Source organism: Neoaquamicrobium sediminum (assembly GCF_040970315.1).
In the GTDB taxonomy this organism is placed as follows: domain Bacteria; phylum Pseudomonadota; class Alphaproteobacteria; order Rhizobiales; family Rhizobiaceae; genus Aerobium; species Aerobium sediminum.
This window is the reverse complement of the sequence record NZ_JAZHFV010000009.1, coordinates 66,788-84,142: the sequence shown is the minus strand read 5'-3', so window position 1 is coordinate 84,142 and position 17,355 is coordinate 66,788. Positions and strand designations below refer to the sequence as shown.

Below are 17,355 nucleotides of genomic sequence, written 5' to 3'. Positions count from 1 at the left end.
AAGCGGGCAAAAATGGGACATCCGCACGTATTTGTTCCGTAGAATCAATCCTGTTCATGCTGCTTGAACCACTGGGCCAGAAAGTCGACGAATACCCTGATCTTGGCAGGCAGGTAGCGCCGATGCGGGTACACCGCAAAGATGCCGCCGCCGCGCGGTACCCATTCTTCCAGGACCGTCACGAGCTGGCCGCTTTCCAGCGCGGGGGCGGCAATAAAATCCGGAAGCGGGGCAAACCCCAGGCCGGCGATAGCGGCGGCACGCGTCGTCAGCGGGCTGTTGGCCTCCAGCGGGCCGGAGACCGCCACCGAGAACATCTCGCCGTTCTCGCGCATGAACGGCCAGTTGGAGAGCCACCGGCCGTTGGTGTCGATGATGCACGGCATGCGGGCAAGGTCCTGCGGCTTTTCCGGTTTGCCGTGTTTTTCGAGAAAGGCAGGCGAGGCGCAGATGTTCAGCGCGAAGGGTGCCAGCCGGCGCGCGATCATCGAGGAATCCTCCAGCCGCGTGATACGGATCGCCAGATCGAAGCCCTCTTCGACCAGATCGACGAAACGGTCGTCGAGATGCACATCGAGCACGATGTCGGGATAGGCCTTGGCGAAATCGATCAGTGAATGGCCGATCGGGGCATCGGAGAATGTGCGCGGCGCCGTGATCTTGATGCGTCCCCGCACGTCGCCCGACGAATCGCGAACCGTGTCCGCAAGACTGTCGATTTCGCGCACAATCTCGGAAGCGCGCTTGTAGTAGGTGTGCCCGGCCTCTGTCAGCGAGAACTGCCGCGTGGTCCGGTTGAGGAGCAGGGCGCCGAGCTCGTCTTCAAGTTCGCGGACATATTTGGACAGCAGCGCCTTCGAGCGCCCGATCTTGCGTGCCGCCGCCGAGAAGCCCTCTGCCTCCACCACCTCGATGAAGGCGCGCATGCGGGTGAGCGTATCCATTATCCACGCTCTCCGGCGGCGGTAAGGATGGTGCGGGCGAGTTCGATCAATTGCCGGTCGGCTCCCGCCGGGCCAAGCAGCGAGATGCCGAACGGAGCGCCATCGACCGTGCCCAGAGGAACGGTGATCTGCGGAAAGCCCGAGAGGCCGGACAGACACAGCAGGCGCAAGGCGCGCTCGCGATAGGCCTGAAGATCGTCGAAGCCGAGATCCTTGCGCGGCGCTGCTCCCGGCACCGTTGGAAGCAAGAGGATGCCGTCGTCGCCGAGCAGTTCGGCGAGTTCGTCGCGGAAGGCGTCCCGCTTTCCCGATTCTTCCGAGGCCGTCGCGTCCGTTACCTTCGAACCGAACTCGAAACGCTCCTTCACGCCGGGACCGAGCCCCCGCTCACTCGCCGAAATCCAGGCGCCATGGGTGGCCCATGCTTCGTAGGCCTGGAGCTTGCGGAACGACCAGTAGAGATCGTCAATCTCCTGCACGAGAGGCGGCGCCTCGCGGGGAACATCAAGCGTGGCGGCGATAATGTCCACCATGCGCGCATATTCCGTCGCTTCCCTGTCGCCAAGCGTTAGGGCGTCCAGTGATGCCAGGTTGAGAAAGTGATGCTGTCGTGTGGTGTTGTCGGCAGGCAGCATCACATTGGCCACGCGTTCGTAGGTGGCGATGCCCCTTGCGAACCAGCCGAACGTGTCGAAGGAAGGCGCGAGCGGCATTGCACGGTCGAGCGAGATGACGCCATGGGTGGGTCGAAGGCCGATGAGGCCGCAGAAGCTCGCCGGTGCGCGGATGGAGCCCCCGGTATCCGAACCGATCGCGATGTCGGCGAGCCCGCCGGCCACTGCCGCGGCGGAGCCGGAAGACGAACCGCCGGTGACGCGGTCGGGTGCGGCCGGGTTCACGGGCTCCGGGTAGTGGGCATTCTGGCCCATCAAGGAGAATGTCAGTTCATCCGTCTGCGTGCGGCCGACGAATCGGGCGCCCGCATCCAGCAGGCGCTGGATCGAAGGTGCCGTCGTCTCGGCGACGGGAGCCTCGGCAAGCTTCTGCGGATTCCCGCCACCCGTGCGCTGGCCCGCAATATCGTAGATGTCCTTCACCGCAAGCGTCAGGCCCGCAAGCGGGCCGTCCGACGCATTGGCGACCGGCGCATCGGAATGATCGAGGAACGCGTTGAAGGGATCGTCGGTTGGAGACATTGTTCGACCTTTGGAAACAGTGAGCGCAGCTTCGTTCAACGCAGAGTTTTTTTCAAGCGAACCCGAAAAATCCGTTGATTATGACAGCACTTATCCATATATCGCGCTTGCCCAAAGTCGCACGTGCCTGTGGGTGTCCGCCGTCCCCTCGTTCGGTGAGGAAAACGGTAAGGTACCTGGAGCCAACCACTCCAGTCGGTCAGACGGCCAACCGCCTGAACCGAGGACACCTTGAAGCAACGACGGTGCGGGCCTTTCTGGTGTTCTGCCGGTCGTCCAAAGACCGGGGTTACTGAAGAGGCACACCTTCATTGCCGGCAGTGCGGAGGGTTTCTCCAAAGCTGAGGCAGACAAAGCGAGCAACCGCCGCAAGGCGATGGCTCACCGCCGCGTGACGCGCGTTTTCATGGTCCGGTGACTCCACCGGCTGGACCCTGAGCCGACGCATCGCGCCCTTTGTCCACCGCCCGTCCGTGGCCGCGCGCCGAAGACGGGAGCTTGAGATGAAGCGGCTTGCGCCGCGATCGGAGAAACCCATGGCCACGCAGCGTATCCTCGACTTCCTCGCCACCCGACGTCCGGCCGGCCCCTGCCTGGTCGTCGACCTCGATGTCGTGAGCGACAATTTCCACGCCTTCGAGCGCGCACTGCCGAGCTCGAAGATCTACTACGCCGTCAAGGCCAACCCGGCGCCGGAGATCCTGCGCCTGCTCGCAGGCCTCGGTTCGTCCTTCGATACTGCTTCGGTCGCCGAAATCGAGATGGCGATGGATGCCGGCGCGCCCGCCGAACGAATCAGCTTCGGCAACACCATCAAGAAAGAGCGCGACATCGCGCGCGCCTTCGAGCTCGGCGTCCGGCTCTTTGCCGTCGACTGCGTCGAGGAAGTGGAGAAGGTGTCGCGGGCAGCGCCCGGCGCGCAGGTGTTTTGCCGCGTGCTGACCGACGGCGAGGGCGCCGAGTGGCCGCTGTCGCGCAAATTCGGTTGCGTGCCGGCCATGGCCATCGACGTGTTGCGCCATGCCCATGCGCTTGGCCTCGACGCCTATGGCGTTTCCTTCCATGTGGGTTCGCAGCAGACCGACCTGTCGGCCTGGGACAAGGCGCTGGGCGACGCCAAGGCCGTGTTCGCGACGCTTGCCGAGGAAGGCATCGTGCTGCGCATGGTCAACATGGGCGGCGGCTTCCCGACGCGTTACCTCAAGGATGTGCCGACCGCACAGGCCTACGGCGAAGCCATTTTCGGCGCGCTGTCGCGCCACTTCGGCAATCGCCTGCCCGAGACGATCATCGAGCCGGGCCGCGGCATGGTCGGCAACGCCGGTGTCATCAAGTCGGAGGTCGTGCTGATCTCGCGCAAGGCCGACAACGACAATGTGCGTTGGGTCTATCTCGACATCGGCAAGTTCGGCGGGCTTGCCGAAACGATGGACGAGGCGATCCGCTATCCGATCGTGACGCCGCATGACGGCGGCGAAGTCGCGCCCTGCGTGCTCGCCGGTCCGACCTGCGATTCCGCCGACGTGATGTACGAGAAGACGCCCTATCCGCTGCCGCTGTCGCTGACGATCGGCGACGAGGTGCTGATCGAAGGCACCGGAGCCTACACCACCACCTATTCGGCAGTGGCGTTCAACGGCTTCGAACCCCTGCGATCCTACGTGATCTGAGGCAGCGAGCCTGCCTCAAATCCTGCTGCGGCGGGCGCATGCGCCCGCCCGGCATTGCTCGTGGAATTGATGTCCGCTTGTGAAGGATTGCAGAGATGGACTTCATGAATCTGCTGGCCGATGCCGGCATGATCACCCCCTCATCCGACGTTTCGCGCCCGTCTCTCCCCCGGGGGGAGGAGAGGTCGGCGGCGATTGCGCCCTGTTCTTCCCACGGGGAGGATACTGGCTCGCGCAGAACGCCGGATGAGGGGGGCACCTATGTCATCGGCATGGAACGTGCCGACGATGTGGCGGCCCGCGAAGCGTTGCTAGACCGTGCCATGGGTCCGGGCCGCCGGCGCAAGTCTTCTGAAAAGCTGCGCCGCGGCCGCATGCCTTCGGAGGGGCTCGACCTTGTCGCGAAGGATGGCGACGGCACGCTGGTGGGAACGGTGCGACTGTGGGACGTCCGCGCCGGCGAGGGCGGTCCTGCCGCGCTTCTGCTCGGCCCGCTCGCCGTCGACCCTGCGGTCAAGTCTGCCGGGATCGGTTCGGCGCTGATGCGCCATGCCATCGGCGAGGCTGCCCGGCTCGGCCACAGCGCCATCCTGCTGGTGGGCGATGCCGCGTATTACAGCCGTTTCGGCTTCTCCAGCGAGAAGACCGGCAAGCTCGCAATGCCCGGACCCTACGAGCGTGAGCGCTTCCTGGCGCTGGAGCTGGTCGAGGGTGTGCTTGACGGCGCCAGCGGCGTGCTCAAGGCTTCCGGCCGCAAGGCAAAGCCCGCGCCGATGGCGCGGGCCGCGTAAGCTGGCTCCTGACGGGCGTCGGAATCTAGTCGGTGACGGCGTAGCTTTCCGTTTCGCAAAGATCCGTCGTGTCCTCGATGCTGTCGCCATCTTCGAACACAACGCGAAGGTCGTATTCGCAAGCCCTGCGGCCGTCGGCGATCGTCACGCGCGCGGATTCTCCCGATTCCAGCACATCGCGGCCAAGGATATCCTCCTCCCACTCGCCGACATCACTGGGTGACGCGTAGAGTTCGACGACCGTGTAGCTGCTGTTGTTGTCGAAGCGAAATACGAGATCGTCCGCAAATGCGCCAGCCGGCATCAGAACGGCGACCGCCGCCAGCGGCATGTATTTGAAAGAAAACATGAAATCACACCCCAGAATGCAAAATTGCATCCGGCTTCTACGGCACTTTCAAGCGGCCGGGAAGCGACGCCCCAGGGGAGACGCAAAATATTTGCTTATCAGGATAGGCATACAAGAAAAAAGGCGGCCGAGGCCGCCTTTTTTTCTTCGGAAAACTGGAGGTCTATCCGATCAGAGCACCTGGCTGAGCTGCATAGCGATCGACATGTCGCCCTCGACCTTCAGCTTGCCCTGCATGAACGCCATGGTCGGGTTGAGATCACCCGAGGTGAGGGCCAGAAAATCGTCCTTGGACATGGTGATGGTGCAATCGGCGCCGGAATCTTCGGTGGACACGGACTGGCCGTCGATCACGATGACACCGTCGTCGCCCAAGTCGAATTTCACCGATTTGTCGAAGCCGCTTCCGGCGACGCGTTCGCGAATCTTGTCTGCAATGGCGTCAAGGCTCATGGATCATCTCCTTCGGAGGCGGCCCGACGAGAGGCCGCTGTTTACAGGTGGGTTCAGATAGCAGGCGATTGACGTTTACGTCAACGTGATTTAGCGTTCCTCGAACCGCCAATGGGAGGAGACCACGGTGGGCTACCGCAGCGTGCTGCGCAAGGATTGTTTCGCAGGGGAGACCCACATCGTCACCGGTGCTGGCAGCGGCATCGGTCGTTGTGTTGCGCACGAGCTGGCGAGCCTGGGCGCGCATGTCGTCCTGACGGGGCGCAAGCAGGACAAGCTCGATGCCGTGGCGGACGAGATCGCGCTCGACGGCGGGCAGGTGTCGACCGCAGCCTTCGACATTCGCGACGAGGATGCGGTGCGCGATGCGATCGCGGCAATCGTATCGGAACGCGGCCAGCTCCACGGTCTCGTGAACAATGCCGGCGGCCAGTTTCCCGCACCTATGCAGAGCATCTCGAAGAAGGGCTTCGACGCCGTTGTAGCGACCAATCTCACCGGCGGCTTCCTCGTCATGCGCGAGGTGTTCGTGCAATCCATGCAGGCGCATGGCGGTGCGATGGTGAACATGGCCGCCGACATGTGGCGCGGCATGCCGGGCATGGCGCATTCGGGCGCCGCGCGGGCCGGCATGGTGAACCTGACAAAGACTGCTGCCTATGAATGGGCGCATGCAGGCGTGAGGGTCAATTGCGTTGCGCCGGGCTGGGTGGCGTCATCGGGCATGGACACCTATGACGGCATGACACGCGCGCTCATTCCGCAGCTCAAGAACCACGTGCCGCTCGGGCGGCTGGCGATGGAGGCGGAGGTATCTTCCGTTATCTGCTTCCTGCTGTCTCCTGCCGCCGCATTCGTCACCGGCGTCACAATCCCCATCGACGGCGGCGCGCCGCTCGGCTCGGCGCTGTTTCCGCTGGGCAAGGGGCGGGCGACGAAGCCGTTCGACGGGTTTCACCGTGCCGTCATGCCCGCCGTGCTTGCGGACGAGGAAGGCTGATGCCGGCGCTCGCATCGGCACTGGACACGCGCTCGGATGCCTTTCGTGCCAATATGCTGGCTATGGGCGAGAAGCTCGCGGAAGTGCGCCGCCTGGAAGAGGCGGTGCGCCAGAACTCCGCGTCGAGGAAGGCGCGTTTCGAGGAGCGGGGGCAGCTGCTGCCGCGCGAGCGCGTCGAACGCCTGCTGGATCGCGGTCAGCCGTTCCTCGAATTGTCCACGCTCGCCGGCTACCGGATGCACGACGATGACGGCGGCAAAAACATCATGGGCGGTGGAACGATCGCGGGCATCGGCGTCGTCGGCGGCCGGCGCTGCATCGTCTCGGCTTCCGACAGCGGCATCAAGGGGGGCACGATCCCGCCGATCGGGCTCAAGAAGTCGCTGCGGCTCCACGAGGTCGCGTTCGAAAACCGCCTCCCGTTGATCTATCTGGTCGAAAGCGGCGGCGCGAACCTGCTCTATCAGGCGGAGATGTTTGTCGAAGGCGGCAGGTCCTTTGCCAATCAGGCCCGGCTGTCTGCGGCCGGCATTCCGCAGATTGCCATCGTGCACGGGTCGTCGACCGCCGGCGGTGCCTACCTGCCTGGGCTGTCCGACTATGTCGTGCTGGTACGCAAGCGCTCCAAGATATTCCTTGCAGGGCCGCCGCTGGTGAAGGCGGCAATCGGCGAGGACGCCGACGACGAGTCGCTGGGCGGGGCCGACCTGCACGGCAGCGTCACCGGGCTCGGCGAATATGTCGCCGAGGACGACGCGCAGGCGCTGGCCTATGGCCGGTCGGTCATGGAGCACCTGTCCTGGGACGAGGTGCCGGATCGCGGGATGACGCCGGAACCGCTGTTCGACCCGGAAGACCTCATGGGGATCGTACCCGCGGAGGAAAAATCCCCATTCGACATGAAGGAGATCATCGCGCGGATCGTCGATGCCTCCGATTTCCTCGAATTCAAGGCCGGCTATGCACCCGACACTGTTTGCGGACATGCGGCGATCGAGGGAGCGAAGATCGGCATCCTTGCCAATAACGGACCGATCATGCCGTCGGGCTCGCTGAAGGCGGCGCAGTTCATCCAGCTCTGCGACCAGGCGGGAACGCCGCTGGTCTTCCTGCAGAACACCACAGGCTACATGGTGGGCTCGGCGGCCGAGCGGGAGGGCGCCGTCAAGCACGGGTCCAAGATGATCCAGGCCGTCGCCAACGCCCGCGTGCCGAAGTTCACCATCCTCATCGGCGGGTCCTACGGCGCGGGCAATTACGGCATGTGCGGGCGGGGTTTCTCGCCTCGCTTCATCTTTTCCTGGCCGTCGGCGCGCACCGCCGTCATGGGCGGGGAGCAGGCAGCGAAGGTCATGGAAATCGTCGCGCGCGGCAAGGGTGCGCGCGAGGCCGTCGAGGTCGACGAGGAAGCACTGGCAAAACAGAGCGGCATGATCCGCGCGGGCATCGAGGCGCAGTCCGGTGCGCTCTTCGCCACCGCGCGGCTGTGGGATGACGGCATCATCGACCCGCGCGACACGCGGCGCGTGCTGGGGATCTGCCTGTCGATCGCGGCGGAAGGCGAACGGCGGACGCTGCGTCCGAATGCTTTCGGTGTTGCGCGTGGGTAAGGAACGATCCGCGTAGCGGGCGCCAGTGGAAATCTTGGGAGGAACCAGATGCAATTCACGGCCGAGCACGAGAACTTGCGCCGCACCGTGGCGAAGTTCGTCGAGACCGAAATCAATCCGCATGTGGATGCGTGGGAGGCGGCGGAAGAATTTCCCTCCCATGAGTTGTTCAAGAAGCTCGGCGATCTCGGGCTGCTCGGCATCAAGTACGATCCCGCCTATGGCGGTCTCGGTCTCGACTTTTCCTATTCGATGGTCATGGCGGAGGAACTGGGGCTCGTGCATTGCGGCGGCGTGCCGATGGCAATCGGCGTGCACACGGACATGTGTACGCCCGCGCTCAATCGCTTCGGCTCCGACGCTGTAAAGGAAGACTTCCTGGCGCCTTCGATTGCGGGTGACGTCGTCGGCTGCCTCGGCGTTTCCGAACCCGGCGGCGGCTCCGACGTCGCCGCGGTCAGGACGACGGCGCGCAAGGACGGCGACGACTATGTCATCTCCGGCACCAAGATGTGGATCACCAACGGCATGAAGGCGGATTGGTGTTGTCTGCTTGCCAACACGTCGGACGGGCCGGTGCATCAGAACAAGTCGCTGATCTGCGTGCCGATGGATGCCCAAGGCATCACGAGGCAGAAGATCCACAAGATCGGCATGCATTCCTCCGACACCGCGCAACTCTTTTTCGACGAGGTGCGGGTGCCGCGCCACAACCTGATCGGTCAGGAGGGCGGTGGGTTCATGATGCAGATGCTGCAGTTCCAGGAAGAGCGGCTCTATGCGGCGGCGAGCGCGCTGAAGGGTTTCGACAGGCTCATCGACCTCACCATCGACTACACACGCGACCGCAAGACTTTCGGCAAGCCGGTGCTGGACAATCAGGTCGTCCACTTCCGGCTGGCGGAATTGCGCACCGAGGTCGAGGCGCTGCGCGCGCTGACGTGGAGCGCGATAGAGCAATATGTAGCGGGCGCCGACGTCACGCGGCTCGCCTCCATGGCCAAGCTCAAGACCGGCCGGCTGGCACGCGAACTGACCGACGCCTGCCTGCAATATTGGGGCGGCATGGGCTACACGGCCGACAATCCGGTCAGCCGCGCCTATCGCGACACGCGGCTGGTCTCCATAGGCGCCGGCGCGGACGAAATCATGCTGGGCATCATCGCCAAGCTCGAGGGTACGCTGCCGGGCACAAGCAATAAGGCAAGGCCGAATTGAGCCGATGATCCGCACCCTTCTCATCGCCAATCGCGGCGAGATCGCCTGCCGCATAATCCGCACCGCGAAACGAATGGGTATCGGCACCGTCGCGGTCTTCAGCGACGCGGATGCGGGCGCGCTGCATGTACGGATGGCCGACCGCGCCGTGCGCATCGGCCCGGCGCCGGCCGCGCAGTCTTACCTGCGGGTCGAGGCGATCATCGAGGCGGCGATACAGTCCGGTGCGGATGCGATCCATCCCGGCTACGGCTTTCTGTCCGAGAATGCGGATTTCGCTGAAGCCTGCTTGGCGGCGGGTATTCTTTTCGTCGGTCCGCCGGTTGAGGCTATCCGCGCGATGGGCGACAAGGCAAACGCCAAGGCGTTGATGCGCGCGGCTGGCGTGCCGGTGGTGCCGGGCTATGATGGCGACGACCAGTCGGACGCAACGTTCGCAGCGGAAGCCGAACGCATCGGCTTTCCGGTGCTCGTAAAGGCGTCCGCAGGCGGTGGAGGTCGCGGCATGCGCCGTGTCAGGTCCGCCGGCGAGCTTGCAGGCGCGCTGGAGAGCGCGCGCCACGAGGCCGCCGCGGCCTTCGGCTCCGACAGACTGCTGCTCGAGAAGCTGATCGAGGATGCGCGGCACGTCGAGGTGCAGGTGTTTGCCGACGATCACGGCACAGTCGTTCATCTCGGCGAGCGTGACTGTTCCACGCAAAGACGGCACCAGAAGATCATCGAGGAGACGCCGTCGCCTTTCGTCGATGCGCCGATGCGCCAGGCCATGACCAAGGCGGCCGTGGAAGCGGCTCGAGCGGTCAACTATGCAGGGGCGGGGACGGTGGAGTTCATCGTCGGGTCCGATCGCACCTTCTTCTTTCTCGAGATGAACACGAGGCTGCAGGTCGAGCATACCGTTACGGAGATGGTCACCGGGCTCGATCTCGTGGAGTGGCAATTGCGGGTGGCGGCCGGCGAGCCGCTGCCGCTTGCACAGGAGGCAATCAATTATTCGGGGCATGCAATCGAGGCACGGCTGTGCGCCGAAGACCCGGCAGCCGGCTTCGCGCCGCAGACGGGCAAGGTGATTCACTGGCGACCGGAGGCGGCTGCCATTCCGGGGGTGCGGATCGACCACGGCATCGACGAAGGCGGGGAGGTCACGCCGTTCTACGATCCGATGATCGCCAAGGTGATCGTGCATGCCACAACGCGCGAAGAGGCGATCGCCAGGCTCTCACAGGCGCTGCGGGCGACGCCCTTGCTGGGCGTGGTTTCCAACAGAGGCTTTCTGCTCGAGCTGCTTGAAAGCGAAACGTTCGGCTCTGGCGCGGTTACGACGGGCATGCTGGATGCGGCAGAGCGACCGACGACTGCGCCGTCCGACGAGGATTTTGCCGCCGCCGTTTCGGTTCTGGCGCTCGCGGATGGAGACGACTGGTTTTCTTCGACGGGGCGCAGAAGGTGTCCGATGACGCTTCGAGCTGGCGAGACGACAAAAGAGTGCTCGGCCAATTTCGAGCGCGGTCGACTGGTTTCGATAGACGTCGGTGAGACGAATATCGCCGCGCCGGCTATCGAGACGCATGGCTTGGCACATGTGCGCGAAGGTCGTGCGGTCTGGCTCGACCGCGCGGGCCAAACGTTCCGGTTCGAAGAACCGGACCCGATGCAGCGCGATGCTGCGGCCATCGACGGTCGGGTGGTCGTTACGCCGGTTTCAGGCCTGTTGCGGCGCGTCGACGTTGCCGTCGGCGATACCGTCCGCTCTGGCACCGTCGTCGGCATCGTGGAGGCCATGAAGATGGAAACCGCGCTCACGGCACGCATGGACGGTATCGTCAACGCGGTGAGGGGTAAGGCTGGCGATCAGGTCCGGGCCGGCGACGTGCTCATCGAGATTGCCGGCGAGCAATAGCCATCGGACAAACTCCCTGTCAGCATGAACGCATCTTGAGTCTTCATTGGCCTATTATTATGATGAATAACAATATCTGGGAGGAGCCTGATGCCGATCGTGTCCGTTCCGGGCATGCGTCCGGTGCGCATGGGTGCGCTGGCGGTGGATATGGAGCGCCGTGCCGCCGCCGCCGCCGTGTTGCGGTCGAGGCAAGAACTCGGCCCCTATCCGCGCTCCATGATCGACTGTCTCGACCGTTGGGCCGACGAAGCGCCCGAACGTACCTTTCTCGCCGATCGTGGCCCTGACGGGCAGTGGCGGCATTGCAGTTACCGTGAGGCCAGAGAACATGCCCGCGCCATTGCGCAGTATGTTCTCGATCTCAATCTCGATGCAGACAGACCTGTCGTTGTCCTTTCCGACAACGGCATCGAGCACGGGCTGATTGCGCTCGGCTGCATGATGGCGGGGGTGCCGTTCGCGCCCGTGTCGCCGGCCTATTCGCTTATTTCCACCGATCATTCAAAGCTCAGGCACATCTTCGGACTGCTGACGCCGGGCCTGGTTTTCGCGGCGGATGGACAGCCCTTCGAGAAGGCGGTTCGGGCTGTTCTTACCGAGGACATGCAGCTTGTTTTCGCCCGGGCGCCGGTCGAAGGGCTGACGGCGGCAAGCTTCGACGACATGCTTGCCGCGCGTCCAACAGATGCGGTTGATCGCGCCAACGCGGCTGTCGGCGGGGATACGATCGCCAAGTTCCTGTTTACGTCCGGCTCCACCGGTATGCCAAAGGCGGTGATCAACACACAGCGCATGTTGTGCTGCAATCAGGAGATGATCGCGACGGCGCTCGCATTCCTGCGCGACGAACCGCCCGTCATGGTTGACTGGCTGCCGTGGAACCACACCGCCGGCGGAAACCACAATTACGGCATCGCGCTCTACAATGGCGGAACGCTCTACATCGATGACGGCGCACCGACGCCTGCCGGCATTGCCAGGACGGTCCGCAATCTCGAGGAAATCGCGCCGACGCTCTATTTCAACGTGCCCAAGGGCTACGAGATGCTGAGTGAGCATCTCTCGGCGAACGAGCGATTGCGGAAGACGTTCTTCTCGCGCGTTAAATTACTTCAATATGCCGGTGCGGGGCTGGCTCAGCACGTCTGGGACGCATTGGAGCGGCTGGCGCAGGAGGCTGCCGGCGAGAAGATCATGATCGTGACCGGATACGGTTCCACTGAGACCGCGCCCTTCGCCTCGACGACGACATGGCCGGTCACGCGGCCCGGCGAAGTCGGCTTGCCGGCTCCCGGGCTGGAACTCAAGCTGGTTCCTGCAAGCGAGAAGCTCGAGGTGCGCATGCGCGGCCCGAGCATCACTCCGGGCTACTGGCGTCAGCCGGAAAAGACCGCCGAATGCTTCGACGACGAGGGCTTCTACCGTATCGGCGATGCGCTGAAATTCGTGGATCCGGAAGAGCCCAACAAGGGGCTACTCTTCGACGGCCGCGTGTCGGAAGATTTCAAGCTGTCGACCGGCACATGGGTGAACATGGCCGCTGTACGCGGCGCTCTGATCCGCGGTTGTGCACCGTTGGTGCGAGATGTGGTGCTGACAGGGCTCAACCGCAATCACATCGGCGCGATGCTTTTCCTGGATGTCGACGCCGCGCGGAAGTTGAGCCCCGTTCTGGCGCAGTCGACGGAGGCGGAACTGGCGGCAAGCCAAGCGGTTCGTAGCGCCATCTCCGGAGCGCTGGATCATATGGCGCAACAAGCCACCGGGAGTTCGAACCTCGTCGCTCGAGCTATCGTGCTCGACAGTCCACCCGCCATGGACGCGAACGAAATGACCGACAAGGGATCGATCAACCAGCGCGCGGTGATGGAAGCGCGCGCGACGCTGGTGGAAGACCTCTATGCGGATCCCGCGCCGCCGCACGTGATTGTGGCGAAACGCTGACCCGCGTCACGCCGGTTTTTCGCCCAGAAGACGGCCAAGCAAATCGAGCAGCGTCGCGCGGGCTTCCGGCCCGCCGAGGCGTTCGACAAGGCGTTCTTCATGCGTGCGCCATACGGTGCTCATCTTGTCGACGAATTGGGTGCCCTCGGGCGTGAGGTGCAGCGAGTGCGAGCGCTTGTCGCCTTCGGCCTTGCGCCGCTCGGCCAGACCACGCCGTTCGAGGCTATCCATTAGCGCCACGAAGTTCGCCCGCTTTATGCCGAGCTGTTCGGCGATCTCCGTCTGTTTCTGGCCCGGTGTGCGGGCAATGAGCGCAAGTACGGAGAACTCGGCCGGGCGTAGCTTCATCTTCTCGAAGGTTTCGATGAAGTCCTGAAAGACGAAGAGCTGGGCCCGCCGCAGCTTGTAGCCGACGATCTCGCCCATCTCCGGAATCCCGGCTGGAACGCCAGATCCCGTGTTGTTTTCGTCGTTGCTCTTACCCACCATGAACCCTCATCCAAGCTATCACGACAACCGCGATGTCAGGTCAACAACCGGAATTCAGATCATGCGTTGCCGACGCTCGAATCGCGGCTGCGTAAGCCAGTTTACTGCGTCCACCGCCGGGTGAAACTTGTTTTGCCGGGATGCCCGATTAGTAGGCAACTCACTCGACGCGCGACAGGAAAGCAGCTATATTGTTATATAACAAAACAATCCAGGGAAGAGCGATTAGGCCGGAAGTCATGCGGCGAAGGCTCGTTGTCGAGAGAACCATGAAAAAAAACGAACCGGTACTTCTGACCTGCGTGGAAGGTCCGATCGCCCGCCTGGTGATCAACCGTCCGGGAAAACGAAACGCGATCAACGACGCGCTTCTGCAGGCTCTCGGAGGTTTCTTCAATGACATTCCCGGTGGGGTTCGTGCCATCGTGCTCAGCGGAGCGGGCGGACACTTTTCATCGGGACTGGATTTGTCGGAGCAGGTCGAGCGTGAGCCCGAACAGGTGATGAAGCACTCCCGCGGCTGGCACCGGCTGATGGACACAATCCAGTTTTCAGGTGTGCCGGTGGTTGCGGCCCTTTCCGGCGCCGTGATGGGCGGTGGGTTGGAGATCGCCAGTACCGCGCATGTGCGGGTGGCCGAACCGTCGACCGTTTTCAGGCTGCCCGAAGGCAAGCGCGGCATCTTCGTGGGTGGCGGCGCGACGGTGCGGGTGGGACGCATACTCGGCCCGGACAGGATGACCGAGATGATGCTGACCGGGCGCAGCTACAATGGCGAGGAGGGGTGCAGGCTGGGGCTTGCTCATCATCTGGTTGGCGAAGGCGAGGCTCTGGCGAAGGCCGAGGAGCTGGCGCGCGAGATCGCCGGCAACGCCTCGCTGGTCAACTACCTGATCATCCAGTCGATCGCCCGCATCGGCAACATGTCGCACGATGACGGCCTCTACACGGAAAGCCTGAGTGCGGCGCTGTCGCAGACCGGTGCAGATGCCCGGGAAGGGCTCAAGGCATTTCTGGAAAAGCGCAAGCCCCGCTTCGGCTGACCTGTCAGTGGCCGGTTGGGGCCGCTGTGGAAACCGGCGTGGGGGCGGACTGGCTGATCGAGCTCGAACCGGCTTCGTCCTTCGGCAGGAAGTCGACCTGTTCGACCAGAACCTCGCGAATAAGCTCTTCGCCGAGCCGTTCGTTGACGCCCGTGCGGATGCTTTCGCGGAAGGAATCGATATCCAGATCGTCGCGCTTGGTGAAATCGATCTCGGGGCTAGCGTAAAGCTGCGTGTAGATCTGGTCAGCCAGCAGCGCCTCGGCGGGAAGCTTGAGCGCGGCGAGCCGTTTGCCTTCAGCGGTGAAGACGAGGCGCACGAGGAAATAGCCGTAGACTTTTCCCCGATCGAACACCGGGACCGAAATGATCCCGGTCTTCACATAGTCGAGCCCCTGGAACGCGGTCGCTTCGGCTTCCGCCGTGTCCTGCGGCTTTTGCGCCGACTGGAACGAATAGAGCAGCGCGCCGGTGGTGGCGATGCTGATCCACAGGGCGGCGACCATGAACTTTATCATGGCTGTTCGGCCATCCTGCCGAACTCGCTGGCCGTATATGTGCCGTCAGCTTCCGCGCGCTGAATTGCATCCTGCATCAGCGCAGCGACCTCTGTGACAGCGTTGAGATGAGCCAGGATCGCGGCCTCGTTGGCCGACAGCTTCTCGCGCAGACGGATGATGCCGTGACGATGCTCGTCGCCGAGCCCCGCTGCGCCGAGGCCTGAAACGGCCTTGTTGAGTTCGTAAAGGTAACGGCTCTTGCGAAGGTTCGAGGCCTTGATGTCGAAACGAACATCCGTACGGATGGCTGCCGTTTCGGCATCCACGGTTTCTTCGATGCGGCCAAGGATGGCAGAGAGATTCATGAGCGCTGCTCCCGAATTGTCTTCATTCGGATCCTCTGGCTGCATGAATTCCGCGTGGTCTGGCATAGAGCTTTTCTCATCTGACTCTGACTGAAATTAGCGGCTGCTGGTGACGGAAGGCGGCATCGCGCGCTCCTCGTCGATCGATTGGGCGGTCATGCGCTGGATTTCCTGCACCAGCGCAACCGAGAGCATTTCCTGGGCATCTTGCTCCGCGCGTTCCGGCGATGACTCGCGCACCGGTCCCTCGACCGTTGACTTGCCCTGGGCACGGTAATGGTCGCCCAGGATGCGGTTGGCGATGCCGATGCCGCCGCGCTCGGCCATCACGTCACCGAGCTGCTGGGCGAGAAGCGATTGCCACATCTCGCCGGCCATCCCCTGTCCGTAGACGGATTCGGTATCCTTCGGCAGCATGGACTGGATGAAGGTCTGCAGGACGACGGCCTCGAACTTCTGGAAGGCGTCGGCCGCCGGCGACTTGTGATCGGCAGGCATGCGTGCGGCGGTGGCCGAAGGTGTTCCCGTCGGCTCGAACCTGGCGGCGTCGACCCGCTGGCTCGCGAGCGAGGCAAGGCGCGTCCGTGCTGCTTGCGCGGCGGCAGGATCGGCCGCCCGCGCCACATCCATCACGATGTCGCTTGGGGGTGAAATCGCCAAAGGCAGGACCTCCCAACGTGTTGATTTCGATTTTGCGAATATGGCGTGACAAGCTTGTGGCAGGCTTACTTTGGGTCGGAAAGCTTGCGTTCGATGGTTTCGAGTTGCTCTTTCTCGGCGATTTCCCGCTCTTCCAGGCGAAAAGCCTCACGATAGGCGCGCTCGACGATGTTGGTGCGCGCAGTGGCCGTGGCCACGTGAGATGCTTCCTGCTGCGCCCGGTCATTTTCCCGTGCTTCGCGTTCCATGGCGGCGCCGATTCGCCGGTTATAGAGGTCAGGAAACAGGCCGGGCATTGGCGAGGCTGCATTGAGCGCCTCCAGCATCTCACTCGCTTCCTGCCGGGCTGCTGCGGCATGGGACAGGTGCGTCGCATGCTTCGTCTCGTGTAGTGCCTTGATCTGCTGCTGCAGCCGGACGAGGCGTTTCAACCGTTCCGCGCGTGTTGTCACGTCACCCTCCGAGCGTCGTGGGCAGGAACCCGTCAACGAACAGGCTGAGCATGATGCCGATCCCGAAATAAAGAAGGATGAGGCAACCTGCGATCAGGAACGGCATGGAGACGAAATAGACGGGTATCTGCGGCGTTAGCTTGTTTACGAAGCCGACAGCGAGATTTACCAGGATCGCGTAGGCGATGAAGGGGCTGGCAAGCCTCAGCGTGATGTAGAACGATTGCGACAAGGTGTCGACGAGGTCGATCAGCGCCGATTGCGCACCGAACGTCCCCGAAACCGGGACAGCTTCGTAGGAAAGAATCAGAGCTTTCAGGATTTCATGGTGAAAGTCGAACACGAACAGCAGTAGCAGGGCGCAGAGCGTAATCAGCGCGGTGAGCGCGGCTTGCGGCTCGTTCTCCTCGACGACCGTTCCCGACATGCCGCCAAAGCCACCGGTCATGGCAATTGCCGAGCCGGCGAACTGAAGCGCCAGCACATAGAAGCGCGTGACCAACCCAATCGTCGCGCCGACCAGGATCTCCGAAGCCACCAGCAAGAGCATGCGATCCGGCTCGCGGTCGAGATGCGGGATGATGGAGTCCCAAAGGTGCGCGAGCAGTGCCCAGGTGACGGCGAGGGCAACGAAGAGCCTCACATGCATTGCCACGCGCGCACTTGAAAAGCCGGGCATCAACATGAAGCATGTGCCGATGCGGCAGAATGCGAGGAATGCCGCGAAAACGACCGTCTCGAGATTGAGACCGTTGAGCATTCCTTCTGC

General features: G+C 63.4%; 18 protein-coding genes. 8 read left to right on the top strand and 10 right to left on the bottom strand.

Features of this window, described 5'->3' with window-relative positions; genetic code table 11:
- Positions 1 to 44 precede the first annotated feature (44 nt).
- The gene (locus tag V1479_RS22680) at positions 45 to 944 is read right to left on the bottom strand and encodes a LysR family transcriptional regulator (RefSeq protein ID WP_173193203.1); all 900 of its coding nucleotides are present in this window, start codon (positions 942 to 944) and stop codon (positions 45 to 47) included.
- Complete coding sequence (locus tag V1479_RS22675; protein ID WP_368804861.1) at positions 944 to 2,140, bottom strand: amidase; 1,197 nt, start codon at positions 2,138 to 2,140, stop codon at positions 944 to 946. Before V1479_RS22675 ends, V1479_RS22680 begins: the two co-directional genes overlap by 1 nt.
- Before the next feature lie 536 nt (positions 2,141 to 2,676).
- Here V1479_RS22675 and V1479_RS22670 point away from each other — a divergent pair.
- Together V1479_RS22670 and V1479_RS22665 are read left to right on the top strand one after the other, a co-directional pair.
- Complete coding sequence (locus V1479_RS22670; protein WP_173193201.1) at positions 2,677 to 3,810, top strand: type III PLP-dependent enzyme; 1,134 nt, start codon at positions 2,677 to 2,679, stop codon at positions 3,808 to 3,810.
- A 272-nt stretch (positions 3,811 to 4,082) separates the two neighbouring features.
- Positions 4,083 to 4,601: a GNAT family N-acetyltransferase gene (locus V1479_RS22665; RefSeq protein WP_368804883.1), complete on the top strand. Its 519-nt coding sequence runs from the start codon at positions 4,083 to 4,085 to the stop codon at positions 4,599 to 4,601.
- A gap of 25 nt (positions 4,602 to 4,626) precedes the next feature.
- Here the strand turns inward: V1479_RS22665 and V1479_RS22660 are convergent, their stop codons facing one another.
- Positions 4,627 to 4,950 (bottom strand): hypothetical protein, encoded by a 324-nt coding sequence (locus tag V1479_RS22660; protein WP_368804860.1) that lies wholly within the window; start codon positions 4,948 to 4,950, stop codon positions 4,627 to 4,629.
- Positions 4,951 to 5,121: 171 nt separating this feature from the next.
- Entirely contained in the window at positions 5,122 to 5,403 is a 282-nt protein-coding gene (locus tag V1479_RS22655) for an SCP2 sterol-binding domain-containing protein (protein ID WP_173193196.1), read from the bottom strand.
- A gap of 127 nt (positions 5,404 to 5,530) precedes the next feature.
- Between V1479_RS22655 and V1479_RS22650 the strand changes: the two genes are divergently transcribed.
- The 5 genes from V1479_RS22650 (at position 5,531) to V1479_RS22630 (ending at position 13,078) form a co-directional block, all read left to right on the top strand.
- Complete coding sequence (locus V1479_RS22650; RefSeq protein ID WP_368804859.1) at positions 5,531 to 6,403, top strand: SDR family oxidoreductase; 873 nt, start codon at positions 5,531 to 5,533, stop codon at positions 6,401 to 6,403.
- Entirely contained in the window at positions 6,403 to 8,013 is a 1,611-nt protein-coding gene (locus V1479_RS22645; protein ID WP_368804858.1) for an acyl-CoA carboxylase subunit beta, read from the top strand. Before V1479_RS22650 ends, V1479_RS22645 begins: the two co-directional genes overlap by 1 nt.
- Positions 8,014 to 8,061: 48 nt before the next feature.
- Positions 8,062 to 9,231 carry an acyl-CoA dehydrogenase family protein gene (locus V1479_RS22640; protein WP_368804857.1) on the top strand — a complete coding sequence of 390 codons (1,170 nt, stop codon included), beginning with the start codon at positions 8,062 to 8,064 and terminating at the stop codon, positions 9,229 to 9,231.
- A 4-nt stretch (positions 9,232 to 9,235) separates the two neighbouring features.
- Positions 9,236 to 11,131 carry an acetyl/propionyl/methylcrotonyl-CoA carboxylase subunit alpha gene (locus tag V1479_RS22635; protein WP_368804856.1) on the top strand — a complete coding sequence of 632 codons (1,896 nt, stop codon included), beginning with the start codon at positions 9,236 to 9,238 and terminating at the stop codon, positions 11,129 to 11,131.
- Positions 11,132 to 11,221: 90 nt separating this feature from the next.
- The gene (locus V1479_RS22630) at positions 11,222 to 13,078 is read left to right on the top strand and encodes a feruloyl-CoA synthase (RefSeq protein ID WP_368804855.1); all 1,857 of its coding nucleotides are present in this window, start codon (positions 11,222 to 11,224) and stop codon (positions 13,076 to 13,078) included.
- Between the two features lie 6 nt (positions 13,079 to 13,084).
- Here V1479_RS22630 and V1479_RS22625 read toward each other — a convergent pair whose 3' ends face one another.
- Positions 13,085 to 13,567, bottom strand: a complete 483-nt coding sequence (locus V1479_RS22625; RefSeq protein ID WP_368804854.1) for a MarR family winged helix-turn-helix transcriptional regulator — start codon at positions 13,565 to 13,567, stop codon at positions 13,085 to 13,087.
- A 269-nt stretch (positions 13,568 to 13,836) separates the two neighbouring features.
- Between V1479_RS22625 and V1479_RS22620 the strand changes: the two genes are divergently transcribed.
- The gene (locus tag V1479_RS22620; RefSeq protein ID WP_368804853.1) at positions 13,837 to 14,610 is read left to right on the top strand and encodes a crotonase/enoyl-CoA hydratase family protein; all 774 of its coding nucleotides are present in this window, start codon (positions 13,837 to 13,839) and stop codon (positions 14,608 to 14,610) included.
- A 4-nt stretch (positions 14,611 to 14,614) separates the two neighbouring features.
- Here V1479_RS22620 and V1479_RS22615 read toward each other — a convergent pair whose 3' ends face one another.
- From V1479_RS22615 to fliR, 5 genes are all read right to left on the bottom strand, one after another.
- Entirely contained in the window at positions 14,615 to 15,127 is a 513-nt protein-coding gene (locus tag V1479_RS22615) for a hypothetical protein (protein ID WP_368804852.1), read from the bottom strand.
- Complete coding sequence (locus V1479_RS22610; RefSeq protein ID WP_368804851.1) at positions 15,124 to 15,474, bottom strand: hypothetical protein; 351 nt, start codon at positions 15,472 to 15,474, stop codon at positions 15,124 to 15,126. The genes V1479_RS22615 and V1479_RS22610 overlap by 4 nt, the downstream gene beginning before the upstream one ends.
- Before the next feature lie 96 nt (positions 15,475 to 15,570).
- Positions 15,571 to 16,134: a rod-binding protein gene (locus V1479_RS22605; protein ID WP_368804850.1), complete on the bottom strand. Its 564-nt coding sequence runs from the start codon at positions 16,132 to 16,134 to the stop codon at positions 15,571 to 15,573.
- A gap of 65 nt (positions 16,135 to 16,199) precedes the next feature.
- Positions 16,200 to 16,586: a hypothetical protein gene (locus V1479_RS22600; RefSeq protein ID WP_368804849.1), complete on the bottom strand. Its 387-nt coding sequence runs from the start codon at positions 16,584 to 16,586 to the stop codon at positions 16,200 to 16,202.
- 1 nt (position 16,587) lies between these two features.
- Positions 16,588 to 17,346 (bottom strand): flagellar biosynthetic protein FliR, encoded by a 759-nt coding sequence (fliR, locus tag V1479_RS22595; RefSeq protein WP_173193178.1) that lies wholly within the window; start codon positions 17,344 to 17,346, stop codon positions 16,588 to 16,590.
- Positions 17,347 to 17,355: the final 9 nt, after the last annotated feature.

Coding starts and splice junctions, on each gene's coding strand:
- V1479_RS22680 (WP_173193203.1), bottom strand. CDS start 944: ATGGATACGCTCACCCGCATGCGCGCCTTCATCGAGGTGGTGGAGGCA.
- V1479_RS22675 (WP_368804861.1), bottom strand. CDS start 2,140: ATGTCTCCAACCGACGATCCCTTCAACGCGTTCCTCGATCATTCCGAT.
- V1479_RS22670 (WP_173193201.1), top strand. CDS start 2,677: ATGGCCACGCAGCGTATCCTCGACTTCCTCGCCACCCGACGTCCGGCC.
- V1479_RS22665 (WP_368804883.1), top strand. CDS start 4,083: ATGGAACGTGCCGACGATGTGGCGGCCCGCGAAGCGTTGCTAGACCGT.
- V1479_RS22660 (WP_368804860.1), bottom strand. CDS start 4,950: ATGTTTTCTTTCAAATACATGCCGCTGGCGGCGGTCGCCGTTCTGATG.
- V1479_RS22655 (WP_173193196.1), bottom strand. CDS start 5,403: ATGAGCCTTGACGCCATTGCAGACAAGATTCGCGAACGCGTCGCCGGA.
- V1479_RS22645 (WP_368804858.1), top strand. CDS start 6,403: ATGCCGGCGCTCGCATCGGCACTGGACACGCGCTCGGATGCCTTTCGT.
- V1479_RS22640 (WP_368804857.1), top strand. CDS start 8,062: ATGCAATTCACGGCCGAGCACGAGAACTTGCGCCGCACCGTGGCGAAG.
- V1479_RS22635 (WP_368804856.1), top strand. CDS start 9,236: ATGATCCGCACCCTTCTCATCGCCAATCGCGGCGAGATCGCCTGCCGC.
- V1479_RS22630 (WP_368804855.1), top strand. CDS start 11,222: ATGCCGATCGTGTCCGTTCCGGGCATGCGTCCGGTGCGCATGGGTGCG.
- V1479_RS22625 (WP_368804854.1), bottom strand. CDS start 13,567: ATGGTGGGTAAGAGCAACGACGAAAACAACACGGGATCTGGCGTTCCA.
- V1479_RS22620 (WP_368804853.1), top strand. CDS start 13,837: ATGAAAAAAAACGAACCGGTACTTCTGACCTGCGTGGAAGGTCCGATC.
- V1479_RS22615 (WP_368804852.1), bottom strand. CDS start 15,127: ATGATAAAGTTCATGGTCGCCGCCCTGTGGATCAGCATCGCCACCACC.
- V1479_RS22610 (WP_368804851.1), bottom strand. CDS start 15,474: ATGAATCTCTCTGCCATCCTTGGCCGCATCGAAGAAACCGTGGATGCC.
- fliR (WP_173193178.1), bottom strand. CDS start 17,346: ATGCTCAACGGTCTCAATCTCGAGACGGTCGTTTTCGCGGCATTCCTC.